This is a genomic window from Candidatus Bathyarchaeota archaeon (assembly GCA_030739585.1).
Lineage (GTDB): Archaea > Thermoproteota > Bathyarchaeia > TCS64 > TCS64.
In genome coordinates this window covers 124,218-143,303 of record JASLYX010000001.1, presented here as the reverse complement: position 1 = coordinate 143,303, position 19,086 = coordinate 124,218, and the positions used below count along the sequence as shown (strand labels likewise).

General features: G+C 53.1%; 20 protein-coding genes, 1 pseudogene and 1 riboswitch. Of the genes and pseudogenes, 15 read left to right on the top strand and 6 right to left on the bottom strand.

Annotation, left to right across the window (positions count from 1 at the left end):
* Positions 1-10: 10 nt before the first annotated feature.
* The 4 genes from QGG23_00715 to QGG23_00700 all read right to left on the bottom strand — a co-directional run bounded on the left by QGG23_00715 (position 11) and on the right by QGG23_00700 (position 3,966).
* On the bottom strand, positions 11-1,330 hold the full coding sequence (locus QGG23_00715; protein ID MDP6047959.1) for a glutamate-5-semialdehyde dehydrogenase: 1,320 nt from the start codon (positions 1,328-1,330) through the stop codon (positions 11-13).
* Complete coding sequence (gene proB, locus QGG23_00710; protein ID MDP6047958.1) at positions 1,320-2,135, bottom strand: glutamate 5-kinase; 816 nt, start codon at positions 2,133-2,135, stop codon at positions 1,320-1,322. The genes QGG23_00715 and proB overlap by 11 nt, the downstream gene beginning before the upstream one ends.
* Before the next feature lie 211 nt (positions 2,136-2,346).
* Positions 2,347-2,862, bottom strand: a complete 516-nt coding sequence (gene thiT, locus QGG23_00705) for an energy-coupled thiamine transporter ThiT (protein MDP6047957.1) — start codon at positions 2,860-2,862, stop codon at positions 2,347-2,349.
* A riboswitch (TPP riboswitch) is annotated at positions 2,852-2,961 on the bottom strand. Its footprint overlaps the gene before it by 11 nt.
* A gap of 72 nt (positions 2,962-3,033) precedes the next feature.
* Positions 3,034-3,966, bottom strand: a complete 933-nt coding sequence (locus QGG23_00700; protein MDP6047956.1) for an AIR synthase related protein — start codon at positions 3,964-3,966, stop codon at positions 3,034-3,036.
* A gap of 208 nt (positions 3,967-4,174) precedes the next feature.
* Between QGG23_00700 and QGG23_00695 the strand changes: the two genes are divergently transcribed.
* The 14 genes and pseudogenes from QGG23_00695 to pheA all read left to right on the top strand — a co-directional run bounded on the left by QGG23_00695 (position 4,175) and on the right by pheA (position 16,184).
* Entirely contained in the window at positions 4,175-4,936 is a 762-nt protein-coding gene (locus tag QGG23_00695; GenBank protein ID MDP6047955.1) for a hypothetical protein, read from the top strand.
* A 9-nt stretch (positions 4,937-4,945) separates the two neighbouring features.
* Positions 4,946-5,632: a ribose-5-phosphate isomerase RpiA gene (rpiA, locus tag QGG23_00690; protein ID MDP6047954.1), complete on the top strand. Its 687-nt coding sequence runs from the start codon at positions 4,946-4,948 to the stop codon at positions 5,630-5,632.
* Positions 5,633-5,741: 109 nt separating this feature from the next.
* Positions 5,742-6,563 (top strand): hypothetical protein, encoded by an 822-nt coding sequence (locus QGG23_00685; GenBank protein ID MDP6047953.1) that lies wholly within the window; start codon positions 5,742-5,744, stop codon positions 6,561-6,563.
* Between the two features lie 387 nt (positions 6,564-6,950).
* The gene (locus QGG23_00680) at positions 6,951-7,769 is read left to right on the top strand and encodes a transketolase (GenBank protein MDP6047952.1); all 819 of its coding nucleotides are present in this window, start codon (positions 6,951-6,953) and stop codon (positions 7,767-7,769) included.
* A gap of 9 nt (positions 7,770-7,778) precedes the next feature.
* Positions 7,779-8,717, top strand: a complete 939-nt coding sequence (locus QGG23_00675) for a transketolase family protein (GenBank protein ID MDP6047951.1) — start codon at positions 7,779-7,781, stop codon at positions 8,715-8,717.
* Between the two features lie 7 nt (positions 8,718-8,724).
* A complete protein-coding gene (aroF, locus tag QGG23_00670) occupies positions 8,725-9,561 on the top strand; it encodes a 3-deoxy-7-phosphoheptulonate synthase (GenBank protein MDP6047950.1) in 837 nt (278 codons plus the stop codon).
* A gap of 7 nt (positions 9,562-9,568) precedes the next feature.
* Positions 9,569-10,684, top strand: a complete 1,116-nt coding sequence (gene aroB, locus QGG23_00665) for a 3-dehydroquinate synthase (protein ID MDP6047949.1) — start codon at positions 9,569-9,571, stop codon at positions 10,682-10,684.
* 16 nt (positions 10,685-10,700) lie between these two features.
* Positions 10,701-11,357: pseudogene (locus QGG23_00660) on the top strand (type I 3-dehydroquinate dehydratase).
* A 1-nt stretch (position 11,358) separates the two neighbouring features.
* Positions 11,359-12,207 carry a shikimate dehydrogenase gene (locus tag QGG23_00655; protein MDP6047948.1) on the top strand — a complete coding sequence of 283 codons (849 nt, stop codon included), beginning with the start codon at positions 11,359-11,361 and terminating at the stop codon, positions 12,205-12,207.
* Positions 12,194-12,724: a shikimate kinase gene (locus tag QGG23_00650; GenBank protein ID MDP6047947.1), complete on the top strand. Its 531-nt coding sequence runs from the start codon at positions 12,194-12,196 to the stop codon at positions 12,722-12,724. The genes QGG23_00655 and QGG23_00650 overlap by 14 nt, the downstream gene beginning before the upstream one ends.
* An 11-nt stretch (positions 12,725-12,735) precedes the next feature.
* Positions 12,736-13,986, top strand: a complete 1,251-nt coding sequence (aroA, locus tag QGG23_00645; protein MDP6047946.1) for a 3-phosphoshikimate 1-carboxyvinyltransferase — start codon at positions 12,736-12,738, stop codon at positions 13,984-13,986.
* A 4-nt stretch (positions 13,987-13,990) separates the two neighbouring features.
* A complete protein-coding gene (gene aroC / locus QGG23_00640) occupies positions 13,991-15,097 on the top strand; it encodes a chorismate synthase (protein ID MDP6047945.1) in 1,107 nt (368 codons plus the stop codon).
* Positions 15,094-15,372 (top strand): chorismate mutase, encoded by a 279-nt coding sequence (locus QGG23_00635; GenBank protein ID MDP6047944.1) that lies wholly within the window; start codon positions 15,094-15,096, stop codon positions 15,370-15,372. The genes aroC and QGG23_00635 overlap by 4 nt, the downstream gene beginning before the upstream one ends.
* Positions 15,372-16,184, top strand: a complete 813-nt coding sequence (gene pheA, locus QGG23_00630; GenBank protein MDP6047943.1) for a prephenate dehydratase — start codon at positions 15,372-15,374, stop codon at positions 16,182-16,184. Before QGG23_00635 ends, pheA begins: the two co-directional genes overlap by 1 nt.
* Positions 16,185-16,421: 237 nt before the next feature.
* Here the strand turns inward: pheA and QGG23_00625 are convergent, their stop codons facing one another.
* Both QGG23_00625 and QGG23_00620 read right to left on the bottom strand, forming a co-directional pair.
* A complete protein-coding gene (locus tag QGG23_00625) occupies positions 16,422-17,420 on the bottom strand; it encodes a hypothetical protein (GenBank protein ID MDP6047942.1) in 999 nt (332 codons plus the stop codon).
* 102 nt (positions 17,421-17,522) lie between these two features.
* The gene (locus QGG23_00620; GenBank protein ID MDP6047941.1) at positions 17,523-17,894 is read right to left on the bottom strand and encodes a hypothetical protein; all 372 of its coding nucleotides are present in this window, start codon (positions 17,892-17,894) and stop codon (positions 17,523-17,525) included.
* Between the two features lie 357 nt (positions 17,895-18,251).
* Between QGG23_00620 and QGG23_00615 the strand changes: the two genes are divergently transcribed.
* A complete protein-coding gene (locus QGG23_00615) occupies positions 18,252-18,989 on the top strand; it encodes a multiheme c-type cytochrome (protein MDP6047940.1) in 738 nt (245 codons plus the stop codon).
* The last annotated feature ends 97 nt before the right edge of the window (positions 18,990-19,086 follow it).

Below are 19,086 nucleotides of genomic sequence, written 5' to 3'. Positions count from 1 at the left end.
ACTCGTATTCTCACTTTTTCCTCCATTTAAGACCCAGGGGCCTATGGGTGAACGTTCTGTTCCCCCCGGCGGCATAGTTAACTACGGTGTGTCCCCCGCCCCTGAGGTAGTACTTATAGGTGGTGAGCCCCTCGAGGCCAGTTGGCCCCCGGACGTGGATCTTCCCCGTGCTTATCCCGAGCTCTGAGCCGAATCCGTACCTGTATCCATCGGCGAACCGGGTTGAGGCATTCCAGAAAACTCCTGCTGAGTCCACGGACTCTAGGAATTCGAGAGCAGTATTCTCGTTGGAGGTGATGATGGCGTCGGTGTGGTGAGAGCCGTAGGTGTTGACGTGGTCAACAGCTTCCTTCATGGTATCTACGACCTTGATAGCGACAACGTAATCGAGATACTCCGCACCCCAGTCCTCGTCGGTCGTATCGAGCACCCCGTCAGTCACGATCTCTCGAACCCTTGCATCCCCCCTCACCTCCACACCCCTACGCAGGAACCGGTCCACCATTCCCGGTAGGAAGCGGGGAGCGACCTCCTTGTGGATCAGAATAGCGTCCACAGCATTACAGACTGAGGGGTACTGAACCTTGGCGTCGTAGCAGACGTCAATGGCCATAGAGACGTCGGCCTCAGAGTCCACGTAGACGTGGCAGACTCCCTCTGCGTGTCCCATAACGGGTATCCGGGTATTGTTCTGGATATATCGGACAAACTTGTTGCTCCCCCGGGGCACGATAAGGTCCACCTGGTCGTCCATTTTTAGGATCTCACCCACCTCCCTTCTTTCTTCCACGATGTGAATCCAGCCCCCGGGCACAACGTTAGTAGACTCCCGGATGATCTCGAATAGCCGCAGATTCGTGTTCTGGGCCTCGCTCCCTCCCTTCAGTAGGACGCAGTTCCCGGACTTTAGGCAGAGGCTTGCGATCTGTACCAAGGCATCAGGCCTAGACTCGAAGATTACGGCGATCACCCCGATAGGGGAGGATACACGGAAGAGCTCTAGGCCTTCGTCCAGCTCCATGGCATAGTCAGTCTTACCCAGGGGGTCCTCCTGGGAGGCAACTCCCCGTACCATCTCGACTATTCCACGAATCTTTTCAGGGTTTAACTCGAGGCGCTTGAGCATAGCGCCCGTGATCTCCCCTCTCTTAAGCATCTCCTCGGCAGCCTCGAGGTCCCGGACGTTGGCCTTCAGGATGGTCTCCCTTTGGCTCCAGATTCCTTCGGCCACTTTTTCAAGTTCATTGATCCTGACGGCTCCCGGGAGCTTCGCGAGGGCATATGAGGCCTCTCGTGCCATTTTCGCTTTCTGGGTGATATCACTCATCATTGTCTCCTCGGTTAGGCAGGAATAGGGTGCCTATCTCCCCTTTGAGAACCTTAGCCAAAGCATTGGGAGTGTTAGTATTAGCAATGACCGTAGCGATTCCGCCCTGGGAGAGACGCTTCGCTGCCTGAACCTTAGTATACATGCCACCGAATCCCTTCCCCGCGTGGCTGGCCCAGCCCTCAACCTCCTCAGTGATCTCCTCCACAATGTCTACGAGCTCACCCTCATCGTCAGAGGGGTTGCCTGTGTATAACCCGTCCACATCGGTGAGGATCACCATGAGCTCGGCCTTTGCCCCCAGGGCCACGAAAGAGCCTAGAGTATCATTATCCCCCACCTTGATCTCCTCTGTGGCCACGGTATCGTTCTCGTTGATGATGGGTATAACCCCCCAATTGAGGAGAGTCTCCAAGGTGTTGGAAAGATTCTCCCTGCGTTCCTTGAATGTGAAATCCTCCATGGTGAGGAGGAGCTGGGCAATGGTCTGTCCGTAGTTATTGAAAAATATCTCGTAGGTTTGCATCAGGGTCGCCTGGCCCACAGCTGCTGCTGCCTGTAGCTCATGGATCACCTCAGGCCTTTCCAGTCGCCCCAGCTTACCCAATCCTGCCCCGATGGCCCCCGAGCTGACTAGGATAGGAGTCCTTCCCTGTTCCCTCTCTCTCATTAGCATGCTCACCAAGTTCGCCACTTTCCCTATGTCGAGCCTGGAGCTGTTGTCGGTAAGGCTGCTGGTGCCTACCTTGACGACGAATCTCTTCGTATTCTCCAGTGAACTAGAACGATTAGTGTACTCTTTGTTCATGAAAGCCACCACGGGGGCTGATCCCTAACCGAGGATCAAGCGCACTTAGGTATGCCATGGACCGGCGGCAGAGCTAGACCCATTAGCCAAAGATTAATGTCGAACGGACCGTCGGAGGATACCTTCATAAGTGTATTTATTGGGAAATGGTTATTCTATAAAAAGAGTGTCATAAACCTACTTGCTGGGAGATCTAAAGAAAAAAGAGAGATTAGAGGCTCATCTCTAGGATGCCGCGTTTCACCAGCATATATACAAAGACCATGCTTATGATGATCTCTGGCAGCATGTAGGAGCCGTTGTAAATGATGCTATACAGTTGGGGAGATATACCTGGAGGGGCATATTCGCTCCAGAATACTACGCCGGCAATGAGGTGGGCTAGGAATCTCAATCCAAGGCCGATGACTGCACCGATCAGCTCATGTCCTTTGAGTATACCAGCTAAACCGATCACGCTAAAGGCTATAGGATATTCTAGGATGAACTGAGCCCAGTTTAGCATCCAAGGATCTTGGTAGAATTGTATTAGGCCATAGACAAGGCAGGCAAATGTCCCTATTCTCCAGCCACGCCTGTAGGATAATACTAAAAGTGGAACCATGCTCGCAAGAGTGACGCTACCCCCTTGGGGGAACACCACAAACCGGATGTAACTCAAGACAGTTGCCAAGGCTACAAGGATCGCGACCTCTGTGAGGACCTTCGTGTTTAAGCTATCACTCATTCTTCATTCCTCCGCCAGTATTACCCGGGTCAGGTTCAAAGGGTCGACATTTACTGTCCTCTCAGCCGGGCCACTATCCAGCTCCCCCTTCAAGTGGTCTCACATTGTTAAGGACTTAAAAGTTAATCCCTCGCTGATAGAGGTGAAAAGGCATCGAGATACTTGAGCTACTCACTGATCCCGGAAGGTTCCGTATAACCTATCGAGGCCCACTCGATCTAAATGCCCAACTGTCTCGCCGTTCACGACGAGTCCCTTCCCCTCCTCAACTACACCAATCTTAGAGCATGGCACATCAAATGCCTCGCAAGATGCCTCGACGGCCTCCCCCGAGCTGCTCAGGACTACCAGGGCTCCGTATGTTGGTAACCTCAAGGGGTCCTCCCCTAGGCTCAGGACACCCTCTGCTAAACGGACATCATAGGTCGTCAAATCCAACCTCACGCCGAGGACCTCGGAGACCTCCAGCAGGGCTCTCTTCCCCCCGCCTTCTGATATGTCATGTATTAGAGTCACGCCGTCAACCCCCTGCAATCTTAGTATGATTGGAAGCGGCGTGAAGGACTTCCATTCATCGCCGCTGGCACATAAAGATACCTCCTTGAGCCATATGGCCTCACCCCCGATCTCACCAACGATATAGACGGCATCTCCAGGAGCTGGGTCAGCAGGAGTCACAACGCTTTCCCCGAGACAAGTTGACATCACAAAAGGCGCCGTGATCCCCGAGTAGGTCGCAGTATGCCCTGCAACAACCGTGACGCCATATCTCCTCGCCTCGTCTCCAAGGCCTCTAGCGATAGTCTTAAGATCTTTTTCATCCGATCCCACTGGAAGGTACAAGCCGGTCACTAGATGCTGTGGACGGGCGAAGCGGGCCGCGACATTAGATGCAGCGTAGTGGAATGCAAAGAAACCTAGGGAGTCTAGCGGCACACCTATAGCGGGGTTGTGAGCGATGACGATTCCGTCCTTGCATCGTATTACTCCTCCGTCCAGACGTGGGGTATTGGTCAGGGGTAGGTAAGGGAATACCGATCGCTCCAGCACCTCTCGGCTCACTTTGCCGAGCCTTAGGGGCCGATTCTCTTCTGCATCACTCAATAACGTCACTCAGGATCAGTGCCTCGATCACGAATGATCTTTGGAAGGGATAACGTTTTATCCACCGGAGTCTCAAGGGCTGCAACCTCCGATGGAGATCTCCTCTACTGTACCCAAAAACATTTCCTCCTGGAGAGACAGCTCCAAAAAGGGGGCATCGCGGGCTCAGGCTTATATATAATCGGCTATTTAAGGAAAATGAGTAAGAATGGAGCCGCTCTTCAGCACCTGGGATATTTCCGTGGGTATAGTAGCTGGAATAGTTGCGGTTTTAGCGGTTTACCTCTTTTTGAGAGCGAGCAACGGTGGCCAGAGCGTCCTGCGAAGGGAGAGATCTCAAACTCACCCCAAGAGAGAGTATGCGTCGACGAGCCTTAGAGAGCCACGGCTCGGATCGAGAGGGTATAGAACCCCCACGCCAAAACGCAGTCTAAAGAGGGGGGACATCAACAGCGCCCAGAGCAAAATCAGAACCCTTACGCTTCAGAGCGAGCTGCTCAGTCTCACCCTAAAACGACTGTTCGAGGCAGAGGATGACGGAGAGATCACAGCGGATGAGAGAGCGGACCTCTCAAAGGGATACGAGGGCGATTTGAAGAAGGTAAACGAGGAGCTGGAGCAGGCAGAGCTCGTCGTCTCTCTCCATGAGCTCGAGTTGATAAGGGAAGATATCGTGAAAAAGTTTGAGGCCACACTCAACAGCACTCAGAGCCGCATTGACTCCATAATGGAGGAGCTCAAGATAACGGGGAGGGCCGAGAAAGCTAAAACTCGGATCCAGAGAACATCTGTTGAAAGGGAAAAGGAAGAAACAGAGCCCGATGGAGAGAACGAGGCTGGAGAAGCGGGAGACGAAAATCAACCCAAGCACAGAAGTCCTCGATCCGATGTTGATGCTAGACTGGAGAAACTCAGGGGAGAGGTTATCAAGGAGCTCGAGGAGCTCGATAGGCTTGAACTTGAAGTCTGAGGTGACTTTTTGAGCTGGATCGCCGGAGCTAAGCGAAGGGCAGCTGAAGCTGCGGCTCAACACGTCGAAAGCGGAACAGTCATAGGTCTTGGGACAGGCAGCACGGCCAAATACATGATCGAGATCATTGGGTCATTTCTAAACTCAGGTCGACTCACCGATATCCTAGGCGTCCCTACGAGCATTCAGACGTCCGCAGACGCCAAAGAGGTAGGAATCCCTCTGACAACCCTGGATGACCACCCGGAACTCTCATTGTGCATTGACGGTGCAGACCTAATCGATGGAAACCTCAACGCCATTAAGGGCGGAGGAGGCGCGCTCCTTAGAGAGAAAATTGTAGCTTCCGCCTCGAAAACATACATCCTCATCGCGGATGAAAGGAAGATCGTGGAGCAACTTGGTACGGGATTTCCGCTACCCCTCGAAATCCTGCCATTCTCAGCGGCGCCAGCAGCTGACCGAGTCGGAAGACTTGGGGCCTCAGTAACCCTAAGAAGAGGGAAGCGGGGAAAGATGACTACGGACAACGGCAACTTTCTTCTGGATGCAGATTTCGGGCCGATAGAAGATCCGCCTTGGCTTGAGCGGGAGTTAAAGTCCATCCCAGGGGTCCTTGAAACCGGGTTATTTCTGGGCTTTGCGGACATGGCATATGTTGGTACCCCGGACGGCCTTAGGAAAATGGAAAAATAGAGATTTGTTTTAACCCATCTCCCCTGAAGAAAAATCGGACTGCAGCCTGGACTGGGAACGCTAAAATATCAATAACCCTATCCTTCATACATCTCGCAGAGGAATTATTATGATTATTTGTGGTCACTCTACAGTTGAGCCAACCGAAGAGGGCTGGAGAGTCCTCATAGAGGAGAGGGTTGGCAACGCCCTGAGCTTCTTCCCTGGACAGACATTGTTTGGTGTAGAAGATAAGGGCTCAAAGCGTCTATTCATCTCTTCTCTCAAACTGACCCCCCGGACTATCTACTACAGGGTCTTCCTCGAAGACATTAGGGGCTCCCTTGCATCCATGACTTCCCTTTTCTCAGAAAAGAGAGTTAACATTCTGAGCGGGGGGGCCTTTGGATTCGGGAACATCTGGGTCTCGGAGTTTATCGCAGACTTCCAAGGAGTCGACTCCGATCCAGACTCTGTAGCCAAAGAGATCGAAGAGATGGGGGGTTTTGTTGCCTCCAGAGAGATCACCGAGCTCTTTCCCAGAGCCTTCGATCTCATTGAGACGTATCGGATCGAGGGGAGCAAGGAGGAGAAACTCTATCTTCTCCTACCGGAGCTCTCTGGGAGAACCACAGGGCCTAGATCCCACGTTATCCTTAAGGCTTGGCCCAGGATACAGGCGTTGTTCATAGACTTTTACCCAGAAGGGGAAAAGCTTGTGAAGATCACCGCGAAGCTCAATGATGTACCCGGGAGCCTCAACAAGCTCGCCGGGCTCATAGGGACGCAGGTGAACCTCAACGCCCTCGATGAGTTACACCACGAGGAATCTGCTGGCGTCTGGACAAGTTATGGGAACCTCGTGGTGGGAACCCTTAAGGAGCTCCGGGAGAAGGCGGAGGAGATGGCCAATATATTTACCTTTGACGTGGAGCCCTTAGGCTGGAAGTGACTTGGTCATTTCCGGCTGCCCATTAACCTTAAATAATATCTGGAGTTGATTTTCATGTCCGGTGGTGGCATAAATTCACCAATTTCAATATCCAATGGCCAGCTAGAGGCCCTTCGTCGAATTATTCTAAAGACTGTTAACAAAAATCAGGTCCTGATACTCTCCCACATACCACAGGTTCCGACCTCTATCACTTCGGTTCTCCGTAACATCTCCAAGAAATACAACATTTCTCTCTCAACCCTCAGGATGAATGCCCAGACCCTCAAAGAAATGAACCTTATAACCTACGGGGAGGGGTCCGAATTCTCCGGGGTGGAGCTCACGGAGCTCGGGCGATTCATTGCCAACCTGACGGACGGGGAGGAGACCTCCATTCTGGGGAACATGGTCAAGACTGCGACGGGACTAAGGCCATTAGGTTCTGTCCTTAAGGGCCTCAGGCAAAAGGTTCTCCGGATGGTAGCAGAGGCGGGATCGGGACATCTCGGGGCTAGCCTATCGACCATCGACATCCTCGCGGTCCTCTATTTTGTTAAGATGCGACACGACCCTACTAACCCAGAATGGGAGGAGAGGGATCGCCTCGTCCTCAGCAAAGGGCACGCCGCCCCAGCTCTGTACGCCATCCTAGCCGAGGCAGGTTACTTTCCCCCTGATGAGCTGAACTCTCTTAGGAAGCTAGGTGGCCTCCTTCAGGGCCATCCCGAGAAAACCATCCCAGGGGTCGACGCGAGCACGGGATCACTGGGTCAGGGACTCTCCATCGCAGTAGGGATGGCTCTCGCGGCTAAGATGGATGGGGCTATCCACAAGATCTACACCATCATCGGGGACGGGGAACTCAATGAAGGGCAGATCTGGGAAGCCGCCCTTACAGGTGGGCACTATAAACTCGACAATCTCGTTGCTATTGTGGATAGAAATAAGTTCCAGCTCTCAGGGAGGACCGAGGAGATCAAGGCCATCGAGCCCGTCGGGGAGAAATGGAAGTCCTTCGGGTGGGAGGTCGTGGAAGCTGACGGAAACGATCCCCCTAGCATCCTGGACGCCCTCGACGTTTGTGCCCTCACAAAAGGGAAGCCCAACGTCATCATCGCTAGAACAACCAAAGGGAAAGGAGTCTCATTCATGGAGGGAAACAAGTTCAGCAAGGCCGTTCCCGACGCTTTAGAACTCGCCAGAGCCCTCGCAGAGCTCGCATAGGTGAATCAGATGGAGCAGTCGTCACAACTCGAGAGCTTTGGGAGAACCCTCGTGGAACTGGGTCGGGAGCGTGAAGACATCGTGGTCCTAGACCCCGACGTTGCCTCCTCTACCAAAACCACATATTTCGCCGAGACCTTCCCCTCGAGATTCATCCGGGTGGGAATAAGCGAACAGGACATGCTAGGGATCGCTGCCGGCCTCGCCGCATCTGGAAAGACCCCAGTAGCCGTCGGGTTCGCGATGTTCATCATCGGAAGGGGATTTGAGCAGATCGCCAACAGCATCGCCCGCCAGGGGCTTAACGCAAAAATTGTAGGCACCCATGCGGGCCTCTCCCCTCACGCAGACGGGGAGTCCCACCAGATGTACGGAGACGTCGCTCTTATGAGGACGATCCCCAACATTCGAGTTGTAGTGCCGGGGGACGCGCCATCCGCCGTCGAGGCCCTCAAGGATGCCATAGATTACAGGGGCCAAGTTTACCTTAGGCTGATGAGGGGCTTAACGCCCACAGTATATGGTGAAGACATCGATTTCGAGATGGGGAGAGCCAATGTCCTGCGGGATGGCTCCGACGCGACTATCGTTGCAAACGGGATCATGCTCTCCCTGGCATTGACGGCCGCGGAAAGGCTCATAGGGGAAGAAATAGACGTCAGAGTGATCGATATGCACACTGTGAAGCCCCTAGACGCGGGGGCTATTGAGAGGGCGGCTAGGGAGACAGGGGCCATCGTCACGGCCGAGGAGCATAGTATTATAGGGGGATTAGGGAGTGCTGTGGCCGAAATCCTCGTGGAGACTATTCCCACGCCAATGGAAAGGATCGGAATAAAAGACCATTTTGGGGAGTCCAGCAGAAGCTACCCCGAGCTCCTATCCCACGTGGGGCTAACCTCAGATACGATAGCGGAAGCCGTCCGCAGAATAATCGAGAGGAAATGAATGAGAAATGGTAGGAATAGAGATATCATCAAAAATAAAACTCGCCGTAAAGATTGCGGACGGAGACAACACCGTTGTCAACGTAAGAGGAAGAGAGGTGGGTGGAAGAAAAGTGACAGTGATAGCTGGGCCCTGCTCTGTCGAGACCAGAGAGCAGTTGCTGGATGCAGCCAGAGCCGTCAAGGCTGCGGGGGCATCAATGCTGAGAGGAGGCGCCTTCAAGCCCCGTACTAGACCCTATGGATTCCAAGGGCTCGGAGAAGAAGGGTTGAAGATCCTAGCTGAAGCCCGCGATGAGACGGGACTACCTATTGTGACGGAGGTGATGGAACCCGACAAGGTAGAGCTGGTTGAAGCGTACGCCGACGTCCTCCAAGTAGGTGCCAGAAACTCACAGAACTACCCCCTCCTTAAGAAACTGGGAAAGGCCAAAAAGCCCGTGCTCCTGAAGCGGGGTCTAGCCAACACCATAGAGGAATGGCTAAGCGCAGCAGAGTACATTCTCCATGGTGGAAACCCAGATGTCATTCTATGCGAGAGGGGATTGAGGACACACGGAAAGCTGACCCGGTTCACTATGGATCTCTCCGCTATAGCCATCATAAAAGAGGTTAGTCATCTCCCAATCATTGCAGATCCGAGTCACGGCACTGGAATACGGAGCCTAATCTCACCTATGTCCAAGGCAGCGGTTGCCGTTGGAGCTGATGGCCTTATTGTAGAGGTTCACCCGAACCCTGAGGAGGCGTTATGCGACGGCCCACAATCGATTCAACCGCCAGAGTTCAGGACTCTCATGGGGGAGCTAAGATCAGTGGCAAGTTCAGTGGGAAGGGAGCTGTAGCGAAAGAATGACTTTGAAGGGCTCCGGGACCGGCGCCCGCACGATGGATATTCACCTCGAAGAGCGGAGCTACACCATCTATGTAGGTGATGGAGTAATCAAAATATCTGGGCGACTAATTAGGGAGAGGCTACCCCTGGTTAAGACATGTGCGATTGTGACCAGTGAGGGTATACCGGGTGATCATGTTCAAGCACTTGAGGCGGCCCTGAAATCTGCCGGGTTTGAAGCCAAATTGGTGAATGTACCGGACGGGGAAAAAGCCAAGTCATGGGATGTTGCTGGAGCCCTGCTCGGAGAGCTCATCGATGTGGGTCTAGACAGAAGATCAGCCGTCATTGCATTGGGAGGGGGCGCTATTGGCGATCTGGTCGGCTTTGTTGCAGCTATCTACATGAGGGGCATCCACCTTGTCCAGGCACCGACAACCCTCCTAGCCCAGGTGGACAGCAGCTACGGAGGCAAGACGGCAGTTAACCACCCTAAGGGAAAAAACCTGATAGGGTCCTTCTACCAGCCTAGCCTCGTCATCTCGGACACTAGGATACTCAAGACCCTACCGAGGAAGGAACTCCTCTCCGGGCTAGGGGAGGTGGTGAAGCACGGGGTAATCGCCGACCATGAGCTGTTCAGGCGGTTAGAGGCTGAGGGGAGCAGGCTGCTGAAGGCTGATCCAGACGCACTCTCGGAGGTTGTGGTACGCTCCGTTGCCGTTAAGGGGAAGCTCATCGAGGAAGATGAAAGGGAAAAGGGCGCAAGGGCTATCCTTAACTATGGTCACACGGCTGGTCACGCTCTGGAGATACAGTCAGAAGGGGGGCTCAGGCACGGCGAGGCCATTGCTCTAGGTATGGAGGTTGCAGCCGAAATAGCGAACGGTATGGACCTCTTGAAAGCTGGTGATGCTGAGAGACAGCATGAAGTCCTCTGCTCCCTGGGCTTCAACTTGGAACCGCCGAAGGTGACTATGGAGAAGATAATGGCTGCCATGCACAAGGACAAGAAGGCTGTCGGGGGCACAATCAACTTTGTGTTGCCCACCGGAATAGGGAGCACCCCCGTCCTACGGAGCATTTCAGATGACCTCATCACCGACACGATGGAGATGATGGGATACGAGTAGCCCCAAGGTCTGCGTTGTCATCACGGCAAAGGATATGACTGAGGCCATACTGAGGCTCGAAAAGGTGGAGTACCAGGGCCCGGATCTCATCGAGATCAGGTTCGATTACATGGAGTCCCCGGGTGACCCGGGGATTATCAGGGATAAGACAGACCTCCCATTGATCGTTACAAACCGGAGGTGGGATCAGGGAGGTCAATCAAGGATGAATGAACCGGATAGAACCACCTTGATCCTCGATGCGGTCGAGGCGGGGTTTAATTACGCTGACCTCGAGCTTAACACCCCAGACCTAAAGGACCTGGGATCTCGGGTGAAAACCCTCGGGGGAATCCTTGTTATCTCGCATCACGATTTCAAGGATACACCATCATTAGAGGAGCTTCGAGAGACAATGAGATACATGGCGAAGAGCGGCGCCGATGTCTCAAAGATCATAGGAACAGCCCAGAGACCTAGAGACAATCTCACATACCTCAGTCTTTTCAGACAACCAAGGGAGTGCGGACTCACCTGCTTTGGAATGGGGCGGGATGGCATCCTATCGCGGATTCTCTCACCTCTTGCCGGAGGAGAATTCACCTATGCTAGTTCCCATGCCGGAGAGGAGAGCGCCCCCGGGCAGCTCACCCTAGCAGAGATGCGGGAGATCTACACGATCATGGGGGTCTAATTTGAAAGTCTGCTTTCTCTTGGGTTACCCCGTGAGCCACTCTATGAGCGCGGTGATGCATAATGCCGCCTTCCAAGAACTGGAACTTGACTACAGATACAAGTTAAAATCCGTGCCCCCGGATGAACTGGGCGCCCTCGTCGCCTCAGAGCTTCGGAGAAACGAGTATGCGGGGGGGAGCATTACTATTCCCCACAAGCTTGCCATTATGGAGCATCTCAACGGAATCGACTCCTCCGCGTTAAGGATAGGGGCTGTGAACACCATTGTCAACGAGGATGGCTGGCTGAAAGGGTATAACACCGATGGTATTGGAGCCCTAAGGGGGATAACCGAGGTCTACGGAAATGTCAAGGATGCAAGAGTCGTCATAGCCGGTGCTGGTGGGGCCGCTAGGGCCGTCGGCTATCAGCTCTCAACGGTTGTTCAGGAGCTCACCATCACCAACAGGACCATGGATAGAGCAGAGGAGCTAGCAGTTAGCCTCTCAGCGAACCCCGAGTGTCGGGGGACCGTGAGATCGATCCCCTTCGAGAGGGATTCCCTTCGAGTTGCCATAGAGGATGCGGATATACTGGTCAACGGGACCCCCCTAGGGATGCATCCAAAAACGGATGAAACTCCCATACCAATAGAGGTGCTTCACCCAGATCTCCTCGTGTTCGATCTTGTCTACAATCCCATAAGGACGAGGCTCCTCAGAGAAGCGGAGCGGGTTGGGGCCGCAATACTCTCGGGAGTCAACATGTTGGTCTATCAGGGAGTGGTTGCATTCAAGATGTGGACAGGCATAGATCCCCCGGTAGAAACCATGAAAACGGCGGTCTTGGGGGCCCTTGGAGGGGAGTGACCTGAATATCGCAATCTTTGGATTCATGGGAGTGGGGAAGAGTTCGGTAGGGAGGCTCGTGGCTGAGGCTCTGAACATGAAATTCGTGGACCTAGATGATACCATTGTCGCCGCAGTCGGGAAGGGCATACCTGCCATATTCAGGGAGCGAGGTGAGGCAGGATTCAGGGAACTCGAGAAGGAAGTCACCGGGAGGATAACAGCTCTGAAGAATGTCGTGATCGCATGCGGTGGGGGAACCGTTCTCGACGAGGATAACCTGGAAGCCCTCAGGGGGAACTGTAGGATGATCCTCCTCACTGCCGACCCCAAAACCATACTGGAAAGGGTTGAGATCAACGGGGACACGCGCCCCCTCCTTGGCGGAGAGGAAAAGGTGGAGCCCATCACCCGCCTACTACGCCAGAGGAAAACCAGATACTATGAGGCTGCCGACAAAGTCGTGGATACCAGTGAAAAGACCCAAGCACTGGTAGCCCGGGAAATCATTGAGTACATCGCGGGGGCAAATGAATAATAAGAGCCACAATCAGGAGAAGCGAGCTCCATGGAAAGATCATAGCCCCATCATCAAAGAGTATGACTCACCGAGCGGTAATCTGTTCCACACTCGCCCGGGGAGAGAGCCAGGTGAAATACCCCCTCTCTGCAGATGACACAGAGGCAACCATTAGGGCCGTCCAGGCCCTCGGGGCAGGCGTCAAGAGGCAAAAAGAATCTTGGTTCATCACAGGGGGAGAACTCAACCCTCCTACAGAGGCCCTGGACTGCGGAGAATCAGGGACTACCCTCAGGCTTATGACTGCAGTTTGTGCCCTACTGAATGCGGAGATAATACTAAAGGGGGGACCTTCTCTCTCCGGTAGACCTGTGGAGCCTCTCTTGGATGCGCTGAGGCAGCTGGGTATTTTCTGCCAGAGTCATGGCGGCAATCCCCCCGTAAAGGTTCATGGAAAGGGAGGATTCGACGGGAGTGAGGTTACCATAAAGGGGGATATTAGCTCACAATTCGTCTCGGCGCTTCTCCTCATAGCCCCATTCGCTCGGGAACAGCTTAGGGTGAAGGTTACTACGAGATTGGAATCGGCGCCATATGTCGGGATGACACTTGACTCAATGGAAGCCTTTGGGGCCCACGCGGAGGTCTCCAAGGGATATAGAGAAATTACGGTCAGACGACAAGTATACACGCCAACCACATTCGCGGTGGAAGGCGATTGGTCTTCTGGTGCCTATATGCTGGCGGCAGGGGCTCTTGCAGGGAGAGTGTCCGTTGAGAACCTCCGCCAAGGGAGCAGGCAACCAGATTCAACGATTACCAAAATCCTAGGAGAGATGGGGGCAGAGCTCCAATTCCATGAACATGAGATTACCATAAAGTGCGCAGAGTTGAAGGGGATTGACTGGGACCTCACTGATAGTCCTGATCTTTTCCCAATCGTGGCCGTCCTTTGCTCCGTCGCGAGAGGAAAGAGCAAACTTGAGGGTTTAAGGCGTCTCAGGTTTAAAGAATCTGACAGGATAACATCCATGATGGAGGGATTAAACCGGATGGGTGTGAAGACGGAGACCTCGGACGAGGCAGTTACCATCAACGGGGGGTCGCCTCAAGGCGCCGCGATCAACCCATATAATGACCATAGAATCGCCATGTCTTTTGGGGTCCTAGGGCTCGTAGCTGGAGGAGAAACAACGATCAAGAACGCCGAATGCGTCTCCAAGTCCTACCCGGATTTTTGGGATGACCTCAAGGTTCTCGGCGCAAGAATCGGGAGATGAAACTATGGATAACAGCATAGGAAAAACACTCAAGATGACCAGCTTCGGAGAGAGCCACGGACGATGCATTGGCGTAGTGCTGGACGGATGCCCAGCAGGACTCAGGGTCGATCCAGAGGAGATCCAGAGGGACCTAGACAGAAGGCGCCCTGGCCAAAGCGGTCTAACCACGAGCAGGAACGAAGGAGACCGACTAGAGGTGATCTCAGGGATGCATAGGGGCCGCACAACGGGGGCGCCCATCTGTATGCTGGTTTGGAACAAGGACAGGGATTCCTCGGGATATGAGGAGAGAAGATGGACCCCCAGGCCCGGCCATGCAGACTGGACAGCCCACGTAAGATATGGGGGCTTTAATGACTACCGGGGCGGGGGGCGGTTCTCGGGGAGGATCACTGCAGGACTGGTTATGACCGGGACGGTCGCTAAAATTTTGCTAAGGAAGACGCTTGGGGTGGAGGTCTTTGCCCATACCATCGAGATAGGCAATGTCGTAGCGGGTGATAGGACCGTTGAGGAGATCAAAGAAAATACTGAGGGCAACCCAGTAAGATGCGCCGACACTGAGGCGGTAGCCCTTATGGTAGAGGCGATCCAAATGGCCGCCAAAGAGGGGGATAGTCTTGGGGGGACTATCCAGTGCATCGCTTTGAATATGCCCCCTGGGGTGGGCGGCCCAGTCTTTAACACGTTGGAGGGGGATATCTCTAAGGCTCTTTTCGCGATCCCTGCGGTTAAAGCCATCGAGTTCGGCCTCGGGACAGCCTACTCAAAGGCGAGAGGATATGAAGTCAACGACGCGTACAAACTCGAGAGGGGTAAGATAACAATGGAGACTAACAATGCCGGGGGGGTGCTGGGCGGCATTAGTACAGGGATGCCCATCACGTGCAATGTCACGTTCAAACCTACACCCTCGATTAGGAAATCCCAGCAAACGGTAGATATATTCAAGATGGAAGAGACTGAGCTGCTCATCAAGGGAAGACATGATCCCTGCATAGTACCCCGGGCCGTCCCGGTCGTAGAGGGGATGGTTGCATTCATCCTCGCAGATCACGCTATCAGGGTGGGGATGATCCCTAAGGTATTAGGAAGGGACATAAAATGACCTATGAAAAGGAGATTGGGGCCCTACGAGAAAAGATCAATATGCTCAACGTCGAGATCGTGAAAAACATCGCAGAAAGAGTTATGGTCGCAATGGAGATTGGGGCAGTAAAGCACCGCCATAATAAGCCAATCGAGGATAGAAACCGGGAGGAGAAAATCCACCAGCAGGTCCGAGGCCTCGCAGAGGAGGCGGGGATCGACTCCGAGAGCGTGGAGAGAGTTTTCATGGAGATCATAGCGCTATGCACTAGGGCTGAACGGGAGCAGGAGTAATGAGAGTCGCCTTCCAAGGAGAGCTTGGCGCCTACAGTGAAGAGGCCATTATCCAGCAATTCGGGGACAAAGCTCAGCCAGTCCCCAGACCATACCTAAGGGACGTCTTCGAAACCGTGGAGGGCGGTGAAGCTGACTTGGGCCTAGTCCCGGCAGAGAACTCCCTTGAGGGGAGCATCGTGCGCACGTTTGACCTCCTCTTGGAGCGGGGCCTTAAGATCCAGGGAGAAGCGGTCCTTAGGGTGGTTCACTGTCTCATCGCGAATAAGGGAGTAACCCTCGAGGACCTGAAGCGAGTCTACTCCCACCCCCAAGCCCTTGGTCAGAGCAGGGCCTACCTGGAAGGCCACGACCTTGATCCTGTGTCCTGGTATGATACTGCCGGGAGCGTCAAAATGATCAGGGATAAGGGTCTTCACGATGCCGCTGCAATAGCTAGTGCCAGGGCAGCAAAAGTCTACAATATGGCCGTCCTTGCACGGGGCTTAGAAACCGACAGCGAAAACTACACAAGGTTCTTCGTGATCGGAAGCGGTGAAAATTATGCTACCGGTAAAGACTGCAGCACCATTGCCTATATTGTAGATCACAGACCGGGGACCCTCCTCGAGTCATTGAGAGTCTTTGCAAGCCGAGGACTCAACCTAACAAAGATCGAGAGCCGCCCTATCCCCGGAAGGCCTTGGGAGTATACCTTCTTCATAGACATTGAGGCGCATAAGGATGAACCGTTGATGCGGGATGCTATCGAAGAGCTGGGGGGGCATACCAACTTCATCAAGATACTGGGATCCTATTCCAGAGCTCAGTGAGATTATGTGGATAGAAAAAGATAATGTTCGGCTCCCTGTAGGCGGGTATCATGAGATTAACCCGTTATGTCAGAGAAAAAACCAATGATCAAAGTAGCCTGTTCAATTCCCATTTTTGAGGGATCCTGCAGCCAAACAGGTTATCTTTTCATCATTTACAAGAATTGGAAAAATTCGGGTCAGAGGATAATAAAAAAGCTGAGGGCCCCATGCATTGGATTACACGCGCGAATGGGTTTACTCCTTAATCCTAAGGGTCTTGATTTCCTCGTCTCCCATAGAGGAGACCCTTAGAACACCGGTGTCACCACCTATGCACTCGACTTCTACGACCTTATCCCTGGGAGCATCGGAGTATCGCGCGGTGAGGGCGGAAACCTTCTCGACAACTCCCACCTCGGCGTCCCCAAGAAGGATCGAGACTGGTCCCATGTGCCCTTTAACCTCGAAACGAAGGAATCCCCGTCTCTCGGCTAGGGCGCTGAGAACGTTGTTCTCCTTCTCATTCCGTCCCACGATGGCCCTGGCCTTGCCGATCCTGAAATATCTGCCGATGCGAAGAAGAATCATGTCATCCAGCTTCAGCTTCCCTTTGTAGTGAAGATAATCCCTGAGCTTTATCGCGAACTGGGGATCGGTGAGAAGGCAACCGCCGCTGGGGCACGGATAATCGTAGACTCCAAGTTCCTCTGCGAGTTCCATTTGGGGGATCCTCCGACGCCCCTGGATTGCATAGAGCGAGTCCCGGTCGACGATCCCCTCCTCCTCTACCTCGGTTTTCCCCATGAGCTTGGCCGATAGGGGTCTCAGGATCTTTCTGTCGAGCCCAGCTTCAGTTTCGATGAGCTCCATTGCCTTCCTCCTCTGGCTAAAGGGGCGCTGGCCTAGGACCTCCCCGGTCACGTAGAACTCGGCCCCGATCTCATCCCCCAGCTTTTTAGCTCCCCGAAACATGTTGATCCGGCAGTCGATGCAAATGTTCATGTGGCTCCCGTATCCGTGGGGGGGATCAGCCACCAAGTCCAGGAACTCCTGCCCCATAAAGATGTGGTGAACGGGGACATCAAACTGCTCGCTTACATCATCCACGGAGCATTTATCGCAGTTACAGAATGGGGTCGTAAAGTGGACCGCCTCGATCTCTAATCCCTGGTCCACCATTGCCTTGACTGCGAGGGTGCTGTCGAGACCGCCCGAGAGGAGCGCCAATCCTTTAGTTTTAACCAGATGACTCACCGAGGTTGGGATTATTTTCAGGGGGGGATTCCACTATCTAGCCCGGAGAAGTAGAATAATAAGATTGCTTAAGACAAAATGTCCATTATGTGGTATTCTCGGCTAGGAGTCAGGGGGGTTTCTCGCCCTAAACGCCACACTGGCTATTATGAGGAGCACACTTGCCCCGCCCATCAGCAGGTATAAGTTGATTCCTTTATTCTTACTCGTTGGCGTAGAATCCTGATCTCCTGGAAGGGACCCCGCCGCCAGCTCTTCCGCGTTGCTGAAACCATCGGCGTCGGAGTCAAGATCGTTTAAAGCACTGGTGCGCCTACCGGACGATTCGAAATCGTCCCCATAGCTGTTCAAAGGTCCCCCGGAGGCTCTTACGTGACAGACCTTACAGACCCCCTTTAACGCCTTCGGGAGTTCTCTCACATATTCAGGTATAGCTCTACTCTCGGTAGTTGAAGATGAGTTGGTAACTAACATAAAAATCATAAGTGAGAATAGTAGATAAATGGTAGTCTGTTTGCCTTTTGTTTCCAGCATTCGGATCGATACCTTGAACATTACCCCAAGTTTTTGAATCTATCTGTTAACATGGGATTTAGGAGAACTAGGGATGTTATGCCTTTTCTTCTAGTCAAGATATGAATTATGATCAATCTGTAAATCATTCAAAGGATCAAATCTCATTTTAAGAAAGGTTAAGGAAGTATTTCTTTCATCTTAGTAAAAAAAAACAAGGGAAAGGAAAGAAATACATAAATGCTGAAACACGATAACTCCTTAGAATTCAGAGGATGACATCTAATGTTCATGTCTGCGCGCACCAAGAGAAACCGTATGAGATTCATGGTCAGCGCCTGTCTAATTGCAATATCGCTCTCAGGTATCCTATTGCTGGGGGCGAATTTTACAGTGATAGCTCAGAGCATAGATGAGTATGTCGGCTCTGAGACTTGCAAAGAGTGTCACGAGGTCGAATACGAGCAGTGGAAGGATTCGCCCATGGCTAATGCCTTCGCGAATGAGGCATTTCAAAGTGAGTGGCAATCACAGGGTAGCCCATCAGAATGCCTCGAGTGTCATACCACGGGATTCGACGCCGCATCAGGGAAGTACGCCTCAGAGGGAGTCACCTGTGAGGCCTGCCATGAGGCGGGATTGACGATGACGGTGAACACATCCCCTGAGCTGTGTGGGGGATGCCACACGGGCTCAGAAGGTGAACATAGGTACGAGGGGTTCCTGAATGGGACTCATGCCAGCTCAGGAGTCAAATGTAGCGATTGTCATCTATACGAAAAGAGTCATACTTTTGAGATTGAGTCGAAAGCCTGCGCAGTCTGTCACACAGAGGATGATATCCACGACAGACGGATGATCCTCACGCTCCAAGGCGAAAAACTTGAGGCCGCGGACAAGCACCAAGAAATTCTAGCGGATTTAGAGGAGCTCCAAGAGGGGCTCGAAGAGGATAAGGGGAAGGCCACACTGATTACCTACGTTGCATACGGGGGAGGAGCACTTATAGTTCTTGTAGCAGTGATCGTGGCGGTCTATTACTACAAGATCAAATGATGATTAGCACGTAGAGATTAACTAGTTTAATGTAGTCCCCAACGTGGAGCTAAAGAAATATCAATTTATTTTTAGGGATAACTAAGAAACGCTATCC